Origin of the sequence: Rhodococcus wratislaviensis, from assembly GCF_900455735.1 — a bacterium.
Classification (GTDB): domain Bacteria; phylum Actinomycetota; class Actinomycetes; order Mycobacteriales; family Mycobacteriaceae; genus Rhodococcus_F; species Rhodococcus_F wratislaviensis.
Map to the genome: position 1 here is coordinate 391,154 of NZ_UAUI01000024.1, position 16,202 is coordinate 407,355.

At 66.5% G+C, this 16,202-nt stretch carries 12 protein-coding genes; all 12 read left to right on the plus strand.

Features of this window, described 5'->3' with window-relative positions; translation table 11 throughout:
• The first annotated feature begins 113 nt into the window (after positions 1–113).
• The 12 genes from glf to fadD32 all read left to right on the plus strand — a co-directional run bounded on the left by glf (position 114) and on the right by fadD32 (position 16,189).
• On the plus strand, positions 114–1,331 hold the full coding sequence (gene glf / locus DTA22_RS27655; protein ID WP_112301586.1) for a UDP-galactopyranose mutase: 1,218 nt from the start codon (positions 114–116) through the stop codon (positions 1,329–1,331).
• Complete coding sequence (locus DTA22_RS27660) at positions 1,328–3,244, plus strand: glycosyltransferase (RefSeq protein ID WP_011596559.1); 1,917 nt, start codon at positions 1,328–1,330, stop codon at positions 3,242–3,244. The genes glf and DTA22_RS27660 overlap by 4 nt, the downstream gene beginning before the upstream one ends.
• Positions 3,225–3,743, plus strand: coding sequence for a phosphatase PAP2 family protein (locus DTA22_RS27665; RefSeq protein ID WP_009477133.1), 519 nt, complete (start codon positions 3,225–3,227; stop codon positions 3,741–3,743). The genes DTA22_RS27660 and DTA22_RS27665 overlap by 20 nt, the downstream gene beginning before the upstream one ends.
• Positions 3,740–4,645 carry a decaprenyl-phosphate phosphoribosyltransferase gene (locus tag DTA22_RS27670; protein ID WP_005248842.1) on the plus strand — a complete coding sequence of 302 codons (906 nt, stop codon included), beginning with the start codon at positions 3,740–3,742 and terminating at the stop codon, positions 4,643–4,645. Before DTA22_RS27665 ends, DTA22_RS27670 begins: the two co-directional genes overlap by 4 nt.
• A 1-nt stretch (position 4,646) precedes the next feature.
• Positions 4,647–6,566 (plus strand): flagellar motor control protein ZomB, encoded by a 1,920-nt coding sequence (zomB, locus tag DTA22_RS27675; protein ID WP_112301587.1) that lies wholly within the window; start codon positions 4,647–4,649, stop codon positions 6,564–6,566.
• 338 nt (positions 6,567–6,904) lie between these two features.
• The gene (locus DTA22_RS27680) at positions 6,905–7,915 is read left to right on the plus strand and encodes an alpha/beta hydrolase (protein WP_009477136.1); all 1,011 of its coding nucleotides are present in this window, start codon (positions 6,905–6,907) and stop codon (positions 7,913–7,915) included.
• Between the two features lie 286 nt (positions 7,916–8,201).
• A complete protein-coding gene (locus DTA22_RS27685) occupies positions 8,202–9,197 on the plus strand; it encodes an alpha/beta hydrolase (RefSeq protein WP_081792230.1) in 996 nt (331 codons plus the stop codon).
• Positions 9,198–9,328: 131 nt separating this feature from the next.
• Entirely contained in the window at positions 9,329–11,233 is a 1,905-nt protein-coding gene (locus DTA22_RS27690; protein ID WP_112301588.1) for an alpha/beta hydrolase-fold protein, read from the plus strand.
• A 126-nt stretch (positions 11,234–11,359) separates the two neighbouring features.
• Positions 11,360–11,935 (plus strand): DUF732 domain-containing protein, encoded by a 576-nt coding sequence (locus DTA22_RS27695; RefSeq protein ID WP_112301589.1) that lies wholly within the window; start codon positions 11,360–11,362, stop codon positions 11,933–11,935.
• A 6-nt stretch (positions 11,936–11,941) separates the two neighbouring features.
• Positions 11,942–12,922, plus strand: a complete 981-nt coding sequence (locus DTA22_RS27700; RefSeq protein WP_037228205.1) for a cutinase family protein — start codon at positions 11,942–11,944, stop codon at positions 12,920–12,922.
• 194 nt (positions 12,923–13,116) lie between these two features.
• Positions 13,117–14,106 carry an LLM class F420-dependent oxidoreductase gene (locus DTA22_RS27705; protein ID WP_009477140.1) on the plus strand — a complete coding sequence of 330 codons (990 nt, stop codon included), beginning with the start codon at positions 13,117–13,119 and terminating at the stop codon, positions 14,104–14,106.
• A 187-nt stretch (positions 14,107–14,293) separates the two neighbouring features.
• Complete coding sequence (gene fadD32, locus DTA22_RS27710) at positions 14,294–16,189, plus strand: long-chain-fatty-acid--AMP ligase FadD32 (protein ID WP_029539691.1); 1,896 nt, start codon at positions 14,294–14,296, stop codon at positions 16,187–16,189.
• Positions 16,190–16,202: the final 13 nt, after the last annotated feature.

Here is a 16,202-nt window from a genome sequence, read left to right on the forward strand (position 1 = left end):
ACAACGAGGTCTGCAGAACCGGTGAATACAGCGAGAACTCCTCGTGCGTGCCGAGGGGGTGCTTGCCCCCCTTGGCCGCGCACGGGCGGCGGAGTCGCTTACCCTGGTTCATCGTGACCGCTGCAACCCCAGAGACAACCGCCCCTGGCCGGTACGACCTCATCGTCGTCGGCTCCGGATTTTTCGGACTGACCGTCGCCGAGCGTGCAGCAACACAGCTGGGTAAGCGTGTGCTGGTGCTCGACCGTCGTCATCACCTGGGCGGAAACGCCTATTCGGAGGCCGAGCCCGAGACCGGCATCGAGATCCACAAGTACGGTGCGCACCTGTTCCACACCTCGAACAAGAGGGTGTGGGACTACGTCACCCAGTTCACCGAATTCACGAACTACCAGCACCGCGTGTTCGCGCTGCACAAGGGGCAGGCGTACCAGTTCCCGATGGGGCTGGGCCTGGTCTCGCAGTTCTTCGGGCGCTACTTCACCCCCGACGAGGCGCGGAAGCTGATCGCCGAGCAGTCCAGCGAGATCGACTCGGCGTCCGCGTCCAACCTGGAGGAGAAGGCGATCTCCCTGATCGGGCGGCCGCTGTACGAGGCGTTCGTGCGGGACTACACCGCCAAGCAGTGGCAGACCGACCCCAAGAACCTGCCCGCGGGAAACATCACCCGCCTGCCGGTGCGATACACGTTCGACAACCGCTACTTCAACGACACGTACGAGGGCCTGCCCGTCGACGGCTACACCGCGTGGCTCGAGAACATGGCGAAGGACCCGAAGATCGAGGTCCGGCTCGAAACCGACTGGTTCGACGTCCGCGACGACCTGCGCGCCGAGAGCCCCGACGCCCCCGTCGTCTACACCGGCCCCCTCGACCGCTACTTCGACTACTCCGAGGGCGAGCTGGGCTGGCGCACCCTCGACTTCGAGACCGAGGTGCTGGAGACCGGTGACTTCCAGGGAACCCCGGTCATGAACTACAACGACTCCGACGTGCCCTTCACCCGGATCCACGAGTTCCGCCACTTCCACCCGGAGCGGGACTACCCGAAGGACAAGACGGTCATCATGCGGGAGTTCTCGCGGTTCGCGGAGAGCAAGGACGAGCCGTACTACCCGATCAACACCCCCGACGACCGCGCGATGCTCGCCGCCTACCGCGACCGCGCGAAGGAGGAGATGGCGTCGAACAAGGTCCTGTTCGGCGGCCGTCTCGGCACCTACCAATACCTGGACATGCACATGGCGATCGCCAGCGCGCTGTCGATGTTCGACAACTCCCTGCGTCCGCACTTCGAATCCGGTGCGGCCCTCGTGGGGGATGCCGAATGAGCGCCCGACATCTGCTCGAATCCGAGAAGGTCACCGAGGACGCACCGTTACTCGGCAAGTCGCTGCTGCAGCGGGTGATCCTGCCGCGCGCAGGCGAGCCGCTCGACGTCCGCACCCTCTACCTGGAGGAGGCGAAGACCAACAGCCGTCGCGCGCATTCGCTGTCGCGCACCTCGCTGTCGGTCGGCGCCGAGGCGGAGGCGTCGTTCTGCACCTACTTCAACGCGTTCCCGGCCAGCTACTGGCGCCGGTGGAGCACCCTGAACTCCGTGGTGCTCCGTCTCGAGCTGTCGGGGCACTGCCGCATCGACGTGTACCGCTCGAAGGCCGACTCGTCGCGCATCCACGTCGAGGGCCGCGAGTTCCAGGACGGTGACGCCGCGCTGGAGTTCGAGATCGAACTCGCCCCGTTCGAGGACGGCGGCTGGATCTGGTTCGACATCACCACCGACACCGAGGTCGTGCTGGAGAGCGCCGGCTGGTACGCGCCGGTCGACGCCCCCGGTGAGGCCACCGTCGCCGTCGGCATCCCCACGTTCAACCGGCCGACCGACTGCGTCAAGGCGCTGACCGCGCTGGCGTCCGACGAACTCGTCATGGACGTCGTCAAGGCCGTCATCATCCCGGATCAGGGCACCCGCAAGGTCAAGGACGAGCCCGGCTTCACCGAGGCCGCCGAAGCGCTCGGCGACCGACTGGCCATCCACGACCAGGCGAACCTCGGTGGGTCCGGCGGCTACAGCCGGATCATGTACGAGGCGCTGAAGACCACCGACTGCCAGCACATCCTGTTCATGGACGACGACATCGAGATCGAGCCCGACTCGATCCTGCGCGCGCTGGCGATGTCGCGGTTCGCGAAGACTCCGATGCTCGTCGGCGGGCAGATGCTGAACCTCCAGGAGCGCAGTCACCTGCACTCGATGGGCGAGGTCGTCGACCGGTCCATCTTCATGTGGACGGCCGCACCGAACGTCGAGTACGACCACGACTTCTCCCGCTACCCGCTGAGCGACCGCGAGAACTCGCGTCTGCTGCACCGCCGGATCGACGTCGACTACAACGGCTGGTGGATGTGCATGATCCCGCGGCAGGCCGCCGAGGAACTCGGTCAGCCGCTGCCGCTGTTCATCAAATGGGACGACGCCGAATACGGCCTGCGTGCCCGGGACGCCGGCTACCCGACCGTCACCATGCCCGGTGCCGCGATCTGGCACATGGCGTGGAGTGACAAGGACGACGCCATCGACTGGCAGGCGTACTTCCACCTGCGGAACCGGCTCGTCGTCGCGTCCCTGCACATGCCGGGCAACGGCCGCGGCCTCGTGATCAACACCGTCAAGGCCACGATCAAGCACCTGCTGTGCCTCGAATACTCGACCGTCGCGATCCAGAACCAGGCCATCGCCGACTTCCTGCAGGGCCCCGAGCACATCTTCGAACTGCTCCCCACCGCGCTCGGCAACGTCCACGCGATGCGTAAGGAGTACCCGGACGCGGTCGTCCTGCCGTCGTCGACGAGCCTGCCGCTGCCCTCCGGTGAGGAAGTCGGCGCGGTCGGCCTGCCCACGAACCCGCTCGCGAAGATCGTGCGCCTCGGCAAGGGCCTGATCCACAACGTCAAGCCCGCGCACGAGCAGCACCACGAGCGTCCCCAGCTCAACGTGCCCACCATCGACGCGCGGTGGTTCCTGCTGTCCCAGGTGGACGGCGTCACCGTCACCACCGCGGACGGGCGCGGAGTCGTCTACCGCAAGCGCAACCCCAAGCTGGCGCTCGCGCTGCTGAAGGAAGCGATCCGGCTGCGCCGCGAACTGGCCCAGCGGTTCCCCGAACTCAAGCGCGAGTACCAGGACGCCGTTCCTGCCCTGACCAGCAAGGAGAGGTGGGAACGTGTCTTCGGCATCAAGTGAGGTCCAGATCCTGCAGGCCGTCCAGTCGACGATCGCGAGCCGTCCCGGCGTCGTCTCGACCGCACGGGGGATGTCCCACTTCGGTGAGCACGCCCTCGGGTGGGTGGCCGTCGCCGGCATCGGCGCGGCACTCGACAAGCCGCGTCGCCGGCAGTGGGCGGGAGTCGCGGTCGGCGCCGTCGGCGCCCACGCGGCGTCGATCGTGATCAAACGCATCGTCCGCCGCCCCCGGCCGAACGACCCGTCGATCCAGGTCAACGTGTCGACGCCCAGCAAATTGAGCTTCCCCTCGTCGCACGCGACGTCCACGACAGCGGCTGCCGTGCTGCTCGGCCGCCTCACCGGGCTACCCTTGCCTGCGTTGTTGGTACCGCCGATGCTGCTCTCCCGGCTCGTCCTGGGAGTGCACTACCCGACCGATGTGCTCGCCGGATCTGCCCTGGGGGCCGCCTCTGCGGTCGCGGTGCTGAAGGCCGAGCAGAAGTTTGGAGAGAAATGAGCGAGGAACCGGCCGTCGTCACCGGACCCCCGACATCCCTGGCGGCGGGCATCGTCAAGGCCGTTCGCCCGCGTCAGTGGGTCAAGAACGTCCTGGTCCTCGCAGCTCCCGTCGCCGCGGGCACGGCGACGGAATCCGACGTCCTGCTTCCCGTCGCACTCGCCTTCGTGGTGTTCTGCATGGCGGCGTCCGGCATCTACCTCGTCAACGACGCGATGGACGTCGAGGCGGACCGCGCGCACCCCACCAAGCGATTCCGCCCCATCGCGGCCGGTGTGCTGCCCGTCAACCTGGCGTTCGGGATGGCGGTCGTGCTGCTCGGCGGGTCGATCGCCCTGTCGTTCCTCGCCAACTGGCAGCTGGCGGTCGTGATGGCCGTCTACATCGGCATCCAGCTGGCCTACTGCTTCGGTCTCAAACACCAGGCCGTCCTCGACATCTGCATCGTCTCGTCCGGGTTCCTGCTGCGCGCCATCGCCGGTGGTGTGGCCGCCGAGATCGCACTGTCGCAGTGGTTCCTGCTGGTCATGGCATTCGGTTCGCTGTTCATGGCGGCCGGTAAGCGATACGCCGAACTGCAGCTCGCCGAGCGCACCGGCGCGAAGATCCGCAAGTCCCTCGAGAACTACACCACGACGTACCTGCGTTTCGTCTGGACGCTCAGCGCCACCGCGGTCGTGCTCTGCTACGGACTGTGGGCGTTCCAGCAGGACGACCTGAAGGCCACCAACTGGTACGCCATCTCCATGGTGCCGTTCACCATCGCGATCCTGCGTTACGCCGTGGACGTCGACGGCGGCGAGGCGGGGGAGCCCGAGGAGATTGCGCTGGGCGACCGCGTGCTCCAACTCCTCGCGATTGCCTGGATCGGAGTGGTGGGTGTCGCTGTCTACCTCGTCTGACTTGGTAGGAGGCGCCGAGGACTCGGACGCCGCCGCGGAGCGGACCACCGAACGCCACCGGAAGGCCATCCTCGCGAGGGTGGTCTTCCTCGGGGGTGTGGCCGTCTCGGCTCTCCTGATGTTCTGGGGTGCCTGGGAACGGCGATGGATTGCCGACGACGGCCTGATCGTGCTGCGCACGGTCCGAAACCTCCTCGCAGGCAACGGTCCCGTCTTCAACTCGGGCGAGCGTGTCGAGGCCAACACCAGTACCGCGTGGACGTACATCGTCTACGCGTTCAGCTGGCTCTCTCAGGCCCGGCTCGAATACGTCGTCCTGACGATCGCGCTGATCCTGTCCACGGCGGCGATCGTGCTCGCCATGTTCGGCACCGCGCGCCTGTACCGCGGTGGGTCCTTCGCCGGCGGCGGCACCCTCTTCCTGATGCCCGCCGGTGTGCTCGTCTACATCGCGGTGCCCCCGGCCCGCGACTTCGCGACGTCGGGTCTCGAAAGCTGCCTCGTCATCTTCTGGATCGCGCTGCTCTGGCTGCTGCTGGTCCGATGGAGTCAGGCCACCACCCCGTCCACCACCTCGGTGCTCGTGCTGTCGTTCTTCGCGGGCATGGGGCCCCTCGTGCGCCCCGAGCTGGCGATCCTGGGTGTGCTGTCGCTGGCCATGATCTTCCTCGCGCCCGGTCTCACCTGGGTGGTGCGCGTGGCGATGGTGTTCGTCGCCGGCATCGTTCCGGTGGGCTACCAGATCTGGCGCATGGGCTACTACGCCCTCCCGTACCCCAACACCGCGGTGTCGAAGGACGCGGGCGGCGCCAAGTGGTCGCAGGGTTTCGCCTACCTCTGGAATCTGCTCGGCCCGTACCTGCTGTGGCTGCCGCTGGTCTTCCTTTTCGTCGGCGCCGTGATCGCCTGGCGCGGCCGGGACAAGTCCATCGAGGATGGTGTTCGTCACACCGAGGGGAATCTGCTCACCCGCCTGCGCGGAGGGCTGCGGACGCAGAATGCCGTCGTCGTCTTCATTCTCGCGAGCGGGTTGATCCTCGGTCTGTACTCGTTGCGCGTCGGCGGCGACTTCATGCACGGCCGCGTTCTTCTCCCCGTTCTGTTCTGTTTCATCGTTCCCGTCGCCGTAATTCCGGTGCGAATTCCGGACCGGGCGGCGTGGGGGCGTAATAGGGAATCGTCGACTTTCCTCGCAATGGCTTTCCTGTGGGTCGGCACCGTCGTCTGGGCATTTTTCGCGTCGAACACGACGGGAATGCCGGAAGGTGTCGTTATCGGGCGTTCCGGAATTGTCGACGAACGAGCCTTCTACGTTCTCAACACCGGTCATGCGCACCCGATTCGCGCGGACGACTATCTGGACTACCCGCGGATGCGCGCCATGGTCCAGACCATCTCGGACACCCCCGACGGCGGTCTGCTCATCCCGTCCGCCGACTACACGTACTGGTTCGTCGTTCCTCCGCCCCTTCCGATCCCGGAGGACGGCGCAGGCCACACCGTGTACTTCCTGAACCTCGGCATGACGAGCATGAACGTCGGCCTCGACGTGCGGGTGCTGGACCAGATGGGTCTCGCCTACCCGCTTGCGGCGCACACGGAGCGGTTGGACGACGGCCGTATCGGGCACGACAAGAACCTCTACCCCGACTGGGTCGTGGTGGACACGGGAATGATCGACAAGCACCCGTGGATGCCCGGATTCCTCGACGAGGAATGGGTGACCGAGGCGCGGGTCGCGCTCACGTGCCCCGAGACCCAGGACCTGCTGACGTCGTACCGGTCGGAACTGACGTGGCCGCGATTCAAGCAGAATTTCAAGGATGCGCTGCATTTCGCGAGTTATCGATTCGAGCGAGTGCCCGCTTATGAAATTCAGCGGTGCAATCTCGAGCCGCCGTTCCCGGAACCGGCCAAATAGGGCGAACCGGGCGAGGCGTGTGTCACCGGGGCGTCCCGGGCAGATCTCGATGTCGGAACATCAGATCTCGTTTGTGTAACGCTGGAACTGTCGGCGACGATGTACGTCGATGATGAGTCATCGGTGACGGTGGTCTGGAAGTTCCCCGAAAAGCGCTCCGTGAGCGTTTGTCAGGGAAGTTCGTGTGACATACAGTCCACCAAGCGCAGTGTGACTTGGAAGAGGTCCGCTGCCGACCCGGCTTCAACGCCCGGGCCGGCAGGTCGCCTGTTCCCCGACGGAATCCGCCGGAGCCGCCCAGTGGCGGAGTCCGCAGACGAAGAGAGTGAGCAGTATTCATGCGTTTTGCCAGACCGAGGTTGTCTCAGCGCCTCAAGCAGCGTGCGATGGCCATCGGTGCCGTCGCACTGGTACTGCCTGTGGGCGCAGGAATCGCTGGTGGAGCCGTCGCCGCAGCAGCACCGACGCACGCGGGTCCCGCCAAGACCGCGCCGGCAGGTGGCTACGAGGAACTGTGGGTTCCCTCTTCCATGGGACCGATCAAGGTCCAGGTCCAGTGGGCAGCCCGCGGCGGTAGCGCCGCGCTGTACCTGCTCGACGGACTGCGTGCCCGCAACGACCGCAACGCCTGGAGCTTCGAGACCAACGCGTTCGACCAGTACCGCAACGACAACGTGACCCTGGTCATGCCCGTCGGCGGCGAGTCCAGCTTCTACTCCGACTGGTATTCGGCGAGCAACTTCAACGGTCAGCCCGTCACGTACAAGTGGGAGACGTTCCTGACGAAGGAACTGCCCGACTTCCTGGCCAACTACGGTGTCTCGCGCACCAACAACGCCGTCCTCGGCCTGTCGATGGGTGGTAGCGCCGCCCTGACCCTCGCCGCGTACCACCGCGACCAGTTCAAGTTCGCCGGTTCGCTGTCCGGATACCTGAACATCTCGGCTCCCGGCATGCGTGAGGCCATCCGCGTCGCGATGATCGACGCCGGCCGCTACAACGTGGACGCGATGTGGGGCCCGCCGTGGAACCCGGCGTGGCTGCGTAACGACCCGTTCGTGTTCGCCCCGCGTCTGAACGGTCTGTCGATGTTCATCTCGGCTGCCAGCGGTCTGCCCGGCGAGTTCGACCACCCGCGCGCTCCGATCGACTACTACAACACCGCCAACGGCATGGGCCTCGAGGCTCTCGCCCTGGCCAACACCCGCGCCTTCCAGGTGCGTCTGGCCACCCTCGGTGTCCCGGCCACCTTCGACTTCCCCGCCAACGGCACGCACTCGTGGCCGTACTGGGGTGCCGAGCTGTGGAAGGCCCGCGGCCAGATCCTGGACACACTGGGCGCCTGGTGATCTGACACCACCCCCGTGACGAACGCCGCCCCGCCGATCCGGCGGGGCGGCACTCGCGCGCTCCGGGGTACCAGCGCCCCGACCGGGGGCGTGAGGGAAAACCCAGGATTCCCTTCCCCCGGGAGTGCACAACGGAACGTTTTGTCAGTAAGGTGATCCCGTCGAGACGCCACCCGCGCAGCGATCGCTGCGCGGGTGGCGTCTGTACGTGAGATTTTCACGAGAGTTATCGAGAGGTTGCCGCGGCCGCGGCGCGAGACGCATCAAGCGGAGGGAAGACGAGTTCATGCGAGTTGGGGGTTCGACGAGAACAAGCGGATGGGCCAGGCGTACCGCCGCCGCAATTGCTCTGGCGGTCGCACTGCCACTGGGCGTGACCATGGTGGGCGGCGGTGCAACGGCATCTGCAGCCTTCGATCCCGCGGCGCAGGACTTCTGGGTCGATTCCGCCATGGGACCGATCAAGAGCCGCATCTGGCGTGCCGCCGACGGCAACACCAACCGGGTCGTCTACCTGCTCGACGGTCTGCGCGCGCAGGACGACCTGAGCGGCTGGGAGGTCAACACCGACGCGGGCCCGTTCCTCGCCTCGCAGAACATCAACGTCGTCCAGCCGGTCGGCGGGCAGTCCAGCTTCTACTCCGACTGGATTTCGAACTCGAACCTCAACGGTCAGAAGACCCCGTACAAGTGGGAGACGTTCCTCACGCAGGAACTTCGCGACGCACTGGCGAACCGCCTCGGGTTCCAGTCCACCCGTAACGGCGTCATCGGCCTGTCGATGGGTGGCAGCGCCGCCCTGACCCTCGCCGCCTACCACCCCGATCAGTTCAACTACGCGGGCTCGCTGTCCGGATACCTGAACATTTCGGCTCCCGGCATGCGTGAGGCCATCCGCATCGCGATGCTCGACGCCGGCCGCTACAACGTCGACGCGATGTGGGGCCCGCCGTGGAACCCGGCGTGGCTGCGCAACGACCCGTTCGTGTTCGCGAACAAGCTTCGCGACAACAACACCCGCCTGTGGGTGTCGGCCGCCAACGGCATCCCCGCTCCCGGCGGAGCCGCACCGACCGGATTCATGGACGTCTTCAACGCGAGCACCGGTGCGAGCCTCGAGGCACTGTCGCTGGCGAACACCCGTGCGTTCCAGGTGAAGATGGCGACCCTCGGCGCGAAGAACGTCACCTACAGCTTCCCGCCCCGCGGCATCCACACGTGGCGTTACTGGCAGCAGCAGATCCACGATCTGGCCGGCGACCTCGGCAACACGATCGGGTAGCTCGGAAGTAACAATTGCACCAGCTGTAACAGCGCGGCACTCCCACTCATCTGTCGTTTGCGTGTAGAAAGAACCGGAACGCGAGGCCGTGCTCCGTGTTGGCCTCGACGCGCAGAGAGAGAGTGAACGTCATGCGAGTAGGCCTGTTCAAGGCAGAACGTCAGCGTTCGTCGGCCGGAAATGTTCGAAGGCGAACGCTGGCCTCGCTTGCCGCTGTGCTCGTGGTGCCGGTGGCGGTCGGGTTCACCCAGACCGCCACCGTCTCGGCTGCGCCGGTCGCCCATGCGGCGCCCGCCGCCGCGCAGGCTCCGGTGGCCACACAGGTCCCGGGCGGCGCGACGATCCATCACGTCGACTGGCTCACCGACCGTCGCGTGGCGATCTGGATCAACTCTCCGTCGATGGGCGTGCCGATCCAGGTGCAGATGCTGCTGGCACGCGACTGGAACTCGAAGCCCACCGAGAAGTTCCCGTCCGTCTACATGCTCGACGGTCTCCGCGCGCAGGACAACGAGAACGGCTGGACGCTCGAGACCGACGCCGAATCGTTCTTCGCCGACAAGAACATCAACGTCGTCCTCCCGGTCGGCGGCCAGTCCAGCTTCTACTCCGACTGGGTGGCCCAGGACAACGGCCAGAACTACCAGTGGGAGACGTTCCTCACCAAGGAACTGCCCCCGATCCTCGAAAGCGATTGGCGCACCACGCAGACACGCGGCGTCATCGGGCTTTCGATGGGCGGCACGTCCGCGATGTTCCTCGCGGCCCGCAACCAGGGATTCTTCAAGTTCGCTGCGTCGCTGTCAGGCATGCTCACCACCACCGCGCTCGGCATGCCGCAGGCCGTCGCGTACGCGATGAGCGACGCGGGCGGATTCGACGCGGACGCGATGTGGGGTCCCCCGACCAGCTCGGCGTGGGAGGAGCACGACCCCTACCTGCTGGCCGACAAGCTCAAGGGCGTCAGCCTGTACATCTCCAGCGGTAGCGGAACGACGGGCCCGTACGACCAGCCGTCCGGAATCCCCGGCGTCAGCACCAATTACGCGGGCATGGGCCTCGAGATCCTGTCGCGGCTCACGTCCCAGACCTTCGCGACCAAGCTCAACAAGCTGGGCATCCCGGCCCAGGTCAACTACCGGCCGTCCGGCACGCACTCGTGGCCGTACTGGCAGTTCGAGCTCCACCAGCTGTGGCCGCAGCTGGCCAGCGCCGTCGACGTCGAACCCGACAAGCCGGTATGTGCCACAGGCGGTTCCATCGCCGGGGTCGCCGGCGCGAACCCGTGGATCGGCGACTGCCTCACCCCCGAGTACAGCCTCGCGGGCGGAACGGTCCAGGACTTCCGCAACGGCCGGATCTTCGCCAAGTCCGACACCGGCGCGCAGCCGGTGGCCGGCGCCATCGGCGGCGTCTACCAGGCGACCGGTGGTCCGGGTGGGCCGCTCGGCTACCCGACGACGCCCGAACTGGCCACCCCCGACGGTCGCGGCCGCTTCAACCACTTCGAGCACGGGTCCGTGTACTGGTCGCCGCAGACCGGCGCGCACGCCATCCGCGGCGCGATCCGCGACGAGTGGGCACGTCAGGGCTGGGAGGGCGGACCGCTCGGATACCCGGTGGCCGAGGAAGTTCCCACGCCCGGCAAGGACGGCGCGGTGCAGGGCTTCGAGATCGGCGCCATGTACTTCAGTCCCGCGAACGGCACCCACCGCGTGCAGGGAATGATCATGGGCAAGTACGCCGAACTCGGTTACGAGGGCGGGTGGCTCGGTTTCCCGAAGACCAGCGAGATCGCGGTCAAGGACGGCGGCCGGTTCAACCAGTTCGAGGGCGGCAACATCTATTGGAGCCCGCTGTCGGGTGCCTGGGCCGTGGAGAACGGACCGATCTTCGACGCCTGGAAGAGCGCCGGCTACGAGGGTGGCCGACTCGGCTTCCCGATCAGCGACAAATTCGCCATCCCCGGCGGAGTTCAGCAGAACTTCCAGACCGGTTACGTCACAGTGATCGACAACAAGGCGGAGATTCACTGATGGCCGGATCGCAGTAGAAATCTCACGCGCAGCGGGCGGGGCCGGGTCCGGCGGACCAGGCTTCCGCCCGATCTGCGTCTGTACCCTGTCGAGAGACAACGACTTGGAAAGCAAGGACGGAAATAGATGCCGCAGCACTCACGTATCAGCACCACCTTCCGACAGGCGATCGCCGTAGGCGCGCTCGCCGTCGCAGCAAGCGGATTGTTGGTCGGGTGCGGCAGCGACGATTCCACGGCGACGTCGAACCCGTCCACCAGCGCCACGACGTCGGCTGCGGCGTCCAGTTCCGCCGAGAGCTCGGCGTCCGCCGCGCCCAGCGCGAGCGCCTCGGCTTCGGCCTCCGCGCCGGTGACGAGCCCGGGTGAGGCGGCGACGGCGCCGCCGGAGCAGCCCGAGGAAGTTCCGGGCGATTTCCCCGGCCCCGCCGAGGTCCCGGTCAGCGCCGAAGGCCAGAAGTTCCTCGACGCGCTGAAGAGCAAGGGCATCGAGCCGGCCGCCGACGGCACCATGGCCGTGAGCACCGCCGACTTCATCTGCCAGGCCAAGGCCGAAGGCAAGAGCGACGCCGAAGCGATGGTGTTCGTCACAGCGATGGTCGGCACCGAGGCGTCGGCTGCAGGTCAGGAACTGACCCAGGAGCAGGCGACGGCCAATGCCCAGACCTACATGGATGTCGCCCACGCGACCTACTGCAAGTAGACGCCGATGTCGTTGACCGGGCGCGGAACGCGGAAGAAGAAGAGCAGCCTCCTGCGCAAGCTGATGGTGCTGATCGTGATCCTGCTGGTGATTCTCGTCGCAGTGATCGCGCTCTGGTATCTCCTCGCAGGGCGGCTGCCCAAGCCGATCCCGACCCCGCCCGGTCCCGAGCGTCCCAGCGCCCAGCCGGCCAGCTGTCCCGACGTCCAGGTGGTGGTCGTCCCGGGCACGTGGGAGTCCAGCCCGACGGACGACCCGTACAACCCGTCGGCCAACCCGGCGTCGCTGATGCTCAACGTGTCGCGGCCGCTGCAGGAGCAGTTCGAGCCGTCGCGCGCCGACGTGTACACGGTTCCGTACGTCGCGCAGTTCTCCAACCCGGTCGCCTTCCCGCCGGACGGGCAGCAGTCGTACAACAACAGCCGCGGCGCGGGCACGGCCGCCACCAACGACATCCTGATCCGTCGTCACGCCGAGTGCCCGCTGACCAGCTTCCTGCTCACCGGTTTCTCCCAGGGCGCGGTCATCGCCGGCGACGTCGCGTCGAGTATCGGCGCAGGTGACGGTCCTGTTCCGGCGGATCTCGTACTGGGTGTCGGGCTCATCGCCGACGGTCGCCGCGACCCGGCCGCCGCCACGAATGTCGGCCAGCCGGTCGCCGGTGTCGGAGCCGAACTGTCGCTGGCGGGTCTGCAGATCCCGGGAATCACGATGACCGGTCCCCGCCCCGGCGGTTTCGGGGATCTCACCGACCGGGCGGTCGAGATCTGCGCCCCGTCCGACGGAATCTGTGACGCCCCGGCGCAGGCGTTGAAACCGAGCAACTGGATCGGAAGCGGTCTGCGTCTGCTCGAGTACAACAACAACCCCGTCCACGCGATGTACAACTCGTACGTCGTCGACGACTCCGGCACGACGGCCACGCAGTGGATCGCCGGATGGGCGGCCGAGAAGATCGAGGCCGCCCCGGCCCCGGCACACAGTTGATTTTGTGGCGGATGGGTTCACCGTGGTCGGTGAGCCGTGAAACGTCCCAAACAGATAGGCGAGACGCGTACTGGCCGGTAGTGTGCGTTTCTCGGCACCGGTAGAGTGCTGCACTGTTGCGGCATCACCGGTGCCCGACCCCACCGATGTTCACGTCCTGAAACGCGGGCGTTTCACCACAGGAGAAGCTATTCATGAGTTCCGACGCCAGCTCGTTGCGTAAGTTCCGATTCGCGGCAGGCGGAGAGGGCAACGCGGACGAGGGCGGCGCGCGTCGGTTCGTAAAGCTCGCGCAGAAGGCCGAGGAACTCGGATTCGACAGCTTCATGATCCCCGACCACCTGGGTAACCAGGTGGGACCGATCGCCGCCCTCGGTGCACTCGCGATCGCCACGGACAAGATCCGGCTCGGCACCGCCGTCCTCGCCAACGGCTTCCGGCACCCGGCGATTCTCGCGAAGGACGCCGCCACCATCGACGTCCTGTCGGGTGGCCGCCTCGAACTCGGCATCGGCGCCGGCTGGATGAAAGAAGAGTTCGACAAGGGCGGCATCGACTACGAGCGCCCGGGCGTCCGGATCGCCAAGCTCGAGGAGACCCTGCAGATCCTCGACGTGCTGCTGCGCGGCCAGGAGTGCAACTTCGACGGCAAGTACTACCAGATCAAGGGCCTGACCGGCAGCCCGCGACCGCGGCAGGGCCCGCGTCCCCCGATCGCTGTCGGCGGCGGCGGCCCCAAGATGCTGGCGCTCGCGGCGAAGTACGCCGACATCATCTCCGTGGCGACGCCGACCAGCAAGGAAGGCAAGCTCCTGCTCTCGGGTGTCACGCTCGAGAAGACGATGGAGCGCGTCGACCGGATCCGGGAAGCTGCCGGTGACCGATTCGACGACATCGAACTGAACTGGACGATCACCACCATCGTCATCACCGACGACCGTGAGCAGACCGCCGAGATGGCGCTCGCTGCACTCGATCAGGGGTTCCCGCCCAACATCGAGGTCGACACCAAGCTGTCCGTCGAAGACATCCTGAGCTCGCCGTATCTCGCGATCGGAAGCTTCGAGGAGATCGCCGATCAGATACGTATGGTGCGAGAAAAGACGACAATGTCTTACGTCGGTGTGTTCCCCACACAGATGGATGCGTTCGCGCCGATCATCTCGCAACTGAAGGGCGAGTAGACGCAGCGTACCGAGGGCGGCGATGCCAATCTGTAACATATCGATGGTTTGGACTCGATGAACTTATTCGGGTGAGTGGCGTGTTACGTCATTCCCCACGAGTTGTACAAGATCCGATTCGGCGAAGGAAGTCTGGGGCGCAGTCATGCCGGTGGCATGCCTGTGTGATCGCTTCGGAGGAGATGGAATGAACGCGAAGTTCGATGATTTTATCGACGAGAAGGGCCATATCAGGCTCGACTCGGGAAGCACGCTGGTCGACTACGTCCAGCGGCACACCCGGGAGAACTCGGACGAACTGGCATACCGCTACATCGACTATTCGCGGGACAGAGACGGCGAAGCACAGGAGCTGACCTGGGAACAGTTCGGCCACCGCCTGCGCGCCGTCGCGGCTCGCCTCCAGCAGGTCACCAAGCCCGGCGACCGTGTCGCAGTCCTGGCGCCGCAGGGTCTCGACTACGTCATCTCCTTCTTCGCCGCCATCCACGCCGGAACGATCTCGGTGCCGCTGTTCGACCCCGACGAACCCGGCCACACCGACCGTCTGCACGCCGTCCTCGGTGACTGCACGCCTGCCGCCATCCTCACGGCCACCTCCTCCGCCGCGGGTGTTCGACAGTTCTTCCGGTCCCTCCCCGCCGCCCAGCGCCCCCGCATCATCGCCGTCGACGCCATCCCCGACAGCGTCGGCGAGTCCTGGGTGCGCCCCGAGATCGATCTCGACGACATCGCGTACCTGCAGTACACGTCCGGTTCCACCCGTGTGCCCGCCGGTGTGGAGATCACGCACCGCGCCGTCGGCACGAACGCGCTGCAGATGGTCGACTCCATCGAGCTCAACGAGAACTCGCGCGGAGTCACGTGGCTGCCGCTGTTCCACGACATGGGCCTGCTGACCGTCATCCTGCCCGCCCTGGGCGGCAAGTACATCACCATCATGAGCCCGCGCGCGTTCGTGCAGCGGCCGTACCGGTGGATCAAGGAACTGGCAGCGGTCTCCGACGGTGCGGGCACGTTCGCGGCCGCACCCAACTTCGCGTTCGAGCACGCGGCCGCCCGCGGTCTGCCGAAGAACGGTGAGAGCCTCGATCTGAGCAACGTGATCGGTCTCATCAACGGCAGCGAGCCGGTCACCACGTCGTCGATGCGCAAGTTCAACGAGGCGTTCGCGCCGTACGGCCTGCCCAAGACGGCGATCAAGCCCTCGTACGGGATGGCCGAGGCCACCCTGTTCGTGTCCTCGACTCGGCACTCGGACGAGGCCCGCGTCATCTACGTCGATCGCGACGAGCTCAACGCGGGTCGTGTCGTGAAGGTGGACCAGGACGCCGAGAACGCCATCCCGCAGGTGTCCTGCGGCTACGTCGCGCGCAGCCAGTGGGCCGCCATCGTCGACCCGGAGTCGCGTATCGAGCAGCCCGACGACCGGGTCGGGGAGATCTGGCTGCACGGTGAGAACATCGGCATCGGTTACTGGGGTCGCACCGACGAGACCGCCGAGACGTTCCACAACAAGCTGACCAACCGGCTCGCCGAGGGCAGCCACGCGGAGGGCACGCCCGAGGACGCCAATTGGATGCGGACCGGCGACTACGGCGTCTACATCGACGGCGAGCTGTTCATCACGGGTCGCGTCAAGGACCTCGTGATCGTCGACGGCCGCAATCACTACCCGCAGGACCTCGAGTACTCGGCGCAGGAGGCGAGCACCGCGCTCCGTCCCGGCTTCGTCGCCGCGTTCGCGGTCCCTGCCAACCAGCTGCCCGCCGTTGTGTTCGAGAACACGCACTCGGGTCTGAATTACGACGCGGGCGACTCCTCCGAGCAGCTCGTCATCGTGGCCGAGCGCGCACCGGGTGCGGGCAAGGCCGACCCCCAGCCGATCGCCGACACGGTGCGGGCGGCGTTGTCGAGCAGGCACGGGGTCACCGCGCGCGACATCCTGCTGGTGCCCGCGGGCTCGATTCCTCGGACGTCGAGCGGCAAGATCGCCCGCCGCGCGTGCAAGGCGAGCTACATCGAAGGCACCCTGCGCGGCGGATACACGCAGACGGCCTTCCCCGATAGCGTTTCCGAATAGTCCACTTCCTGAC

Bases quoted from the DNA above. Each gene is read 5' to 3' on its own strand.
- fadD32 (WP_029539691.1), top strand. From the start codon at position 14,294: ATGAACGCGAAGTTCGATGATTTTATCGACGAGAAGGGCCATATCAGG.
- DTA22_RS27685 (WP_081792230.1), top strand. From the start codon at position 8,202: ATGCGAGTTGGGGGTTCGACGAGAACAAGCGGATGGGCCAGGCGTACC.
- DTA22_RS27700 (WP_037228205.1), top strand. From the start codon at position 11,942: ATGTCGTTGACCGGGCGCGGAACGCGGAAGAAGAAGAGCAGCCTCCTG.
- DTA22_RS27660 (WP_011596559.1), top strand. From the start codon at position 1,328: ATGAGCGCCCGACATCTGCTCGAATCCGAGAAGGTCACCGAGGACGCA.
- DTA22_RS27690 (WP_112301588.1), top strand. From the start codon at position 9,329: ATGCGAGTAGGCCTGTTCAAGGCAGAACGTCAGCGTTCGTCGGCCGGA.
- DTA22_RS27695 (WP_112301589.1), top strand. From the start codon at position 11,360: ATGCCGCAGCACTCACGTATCAGCACCACCTTCCGACAGGCGATCGCC.
- DTA22_RS27680 (WP_009477136.1), top strand. From the start codon at position 6,905: ATGCGTTTTGCCAGACCGAGGTTGTCTCAGCGCCTCAAGCAGCGTGCG.
- DTA22_RS27670 (WP_005248842.1), top strand. From the start codon at position 3,740: ATGAGCGAGGAACCGGCCGTCGTCACCGGACCCCCGACATCCCTGGCG.
- DTA22_RS27705 (WP_009477140.1), top strand. From the start codon at position 13,117: ATGAGTTCCGACGCCAGCTCGTTGCGTAAGTTCCGATTCGCGGCAGGC.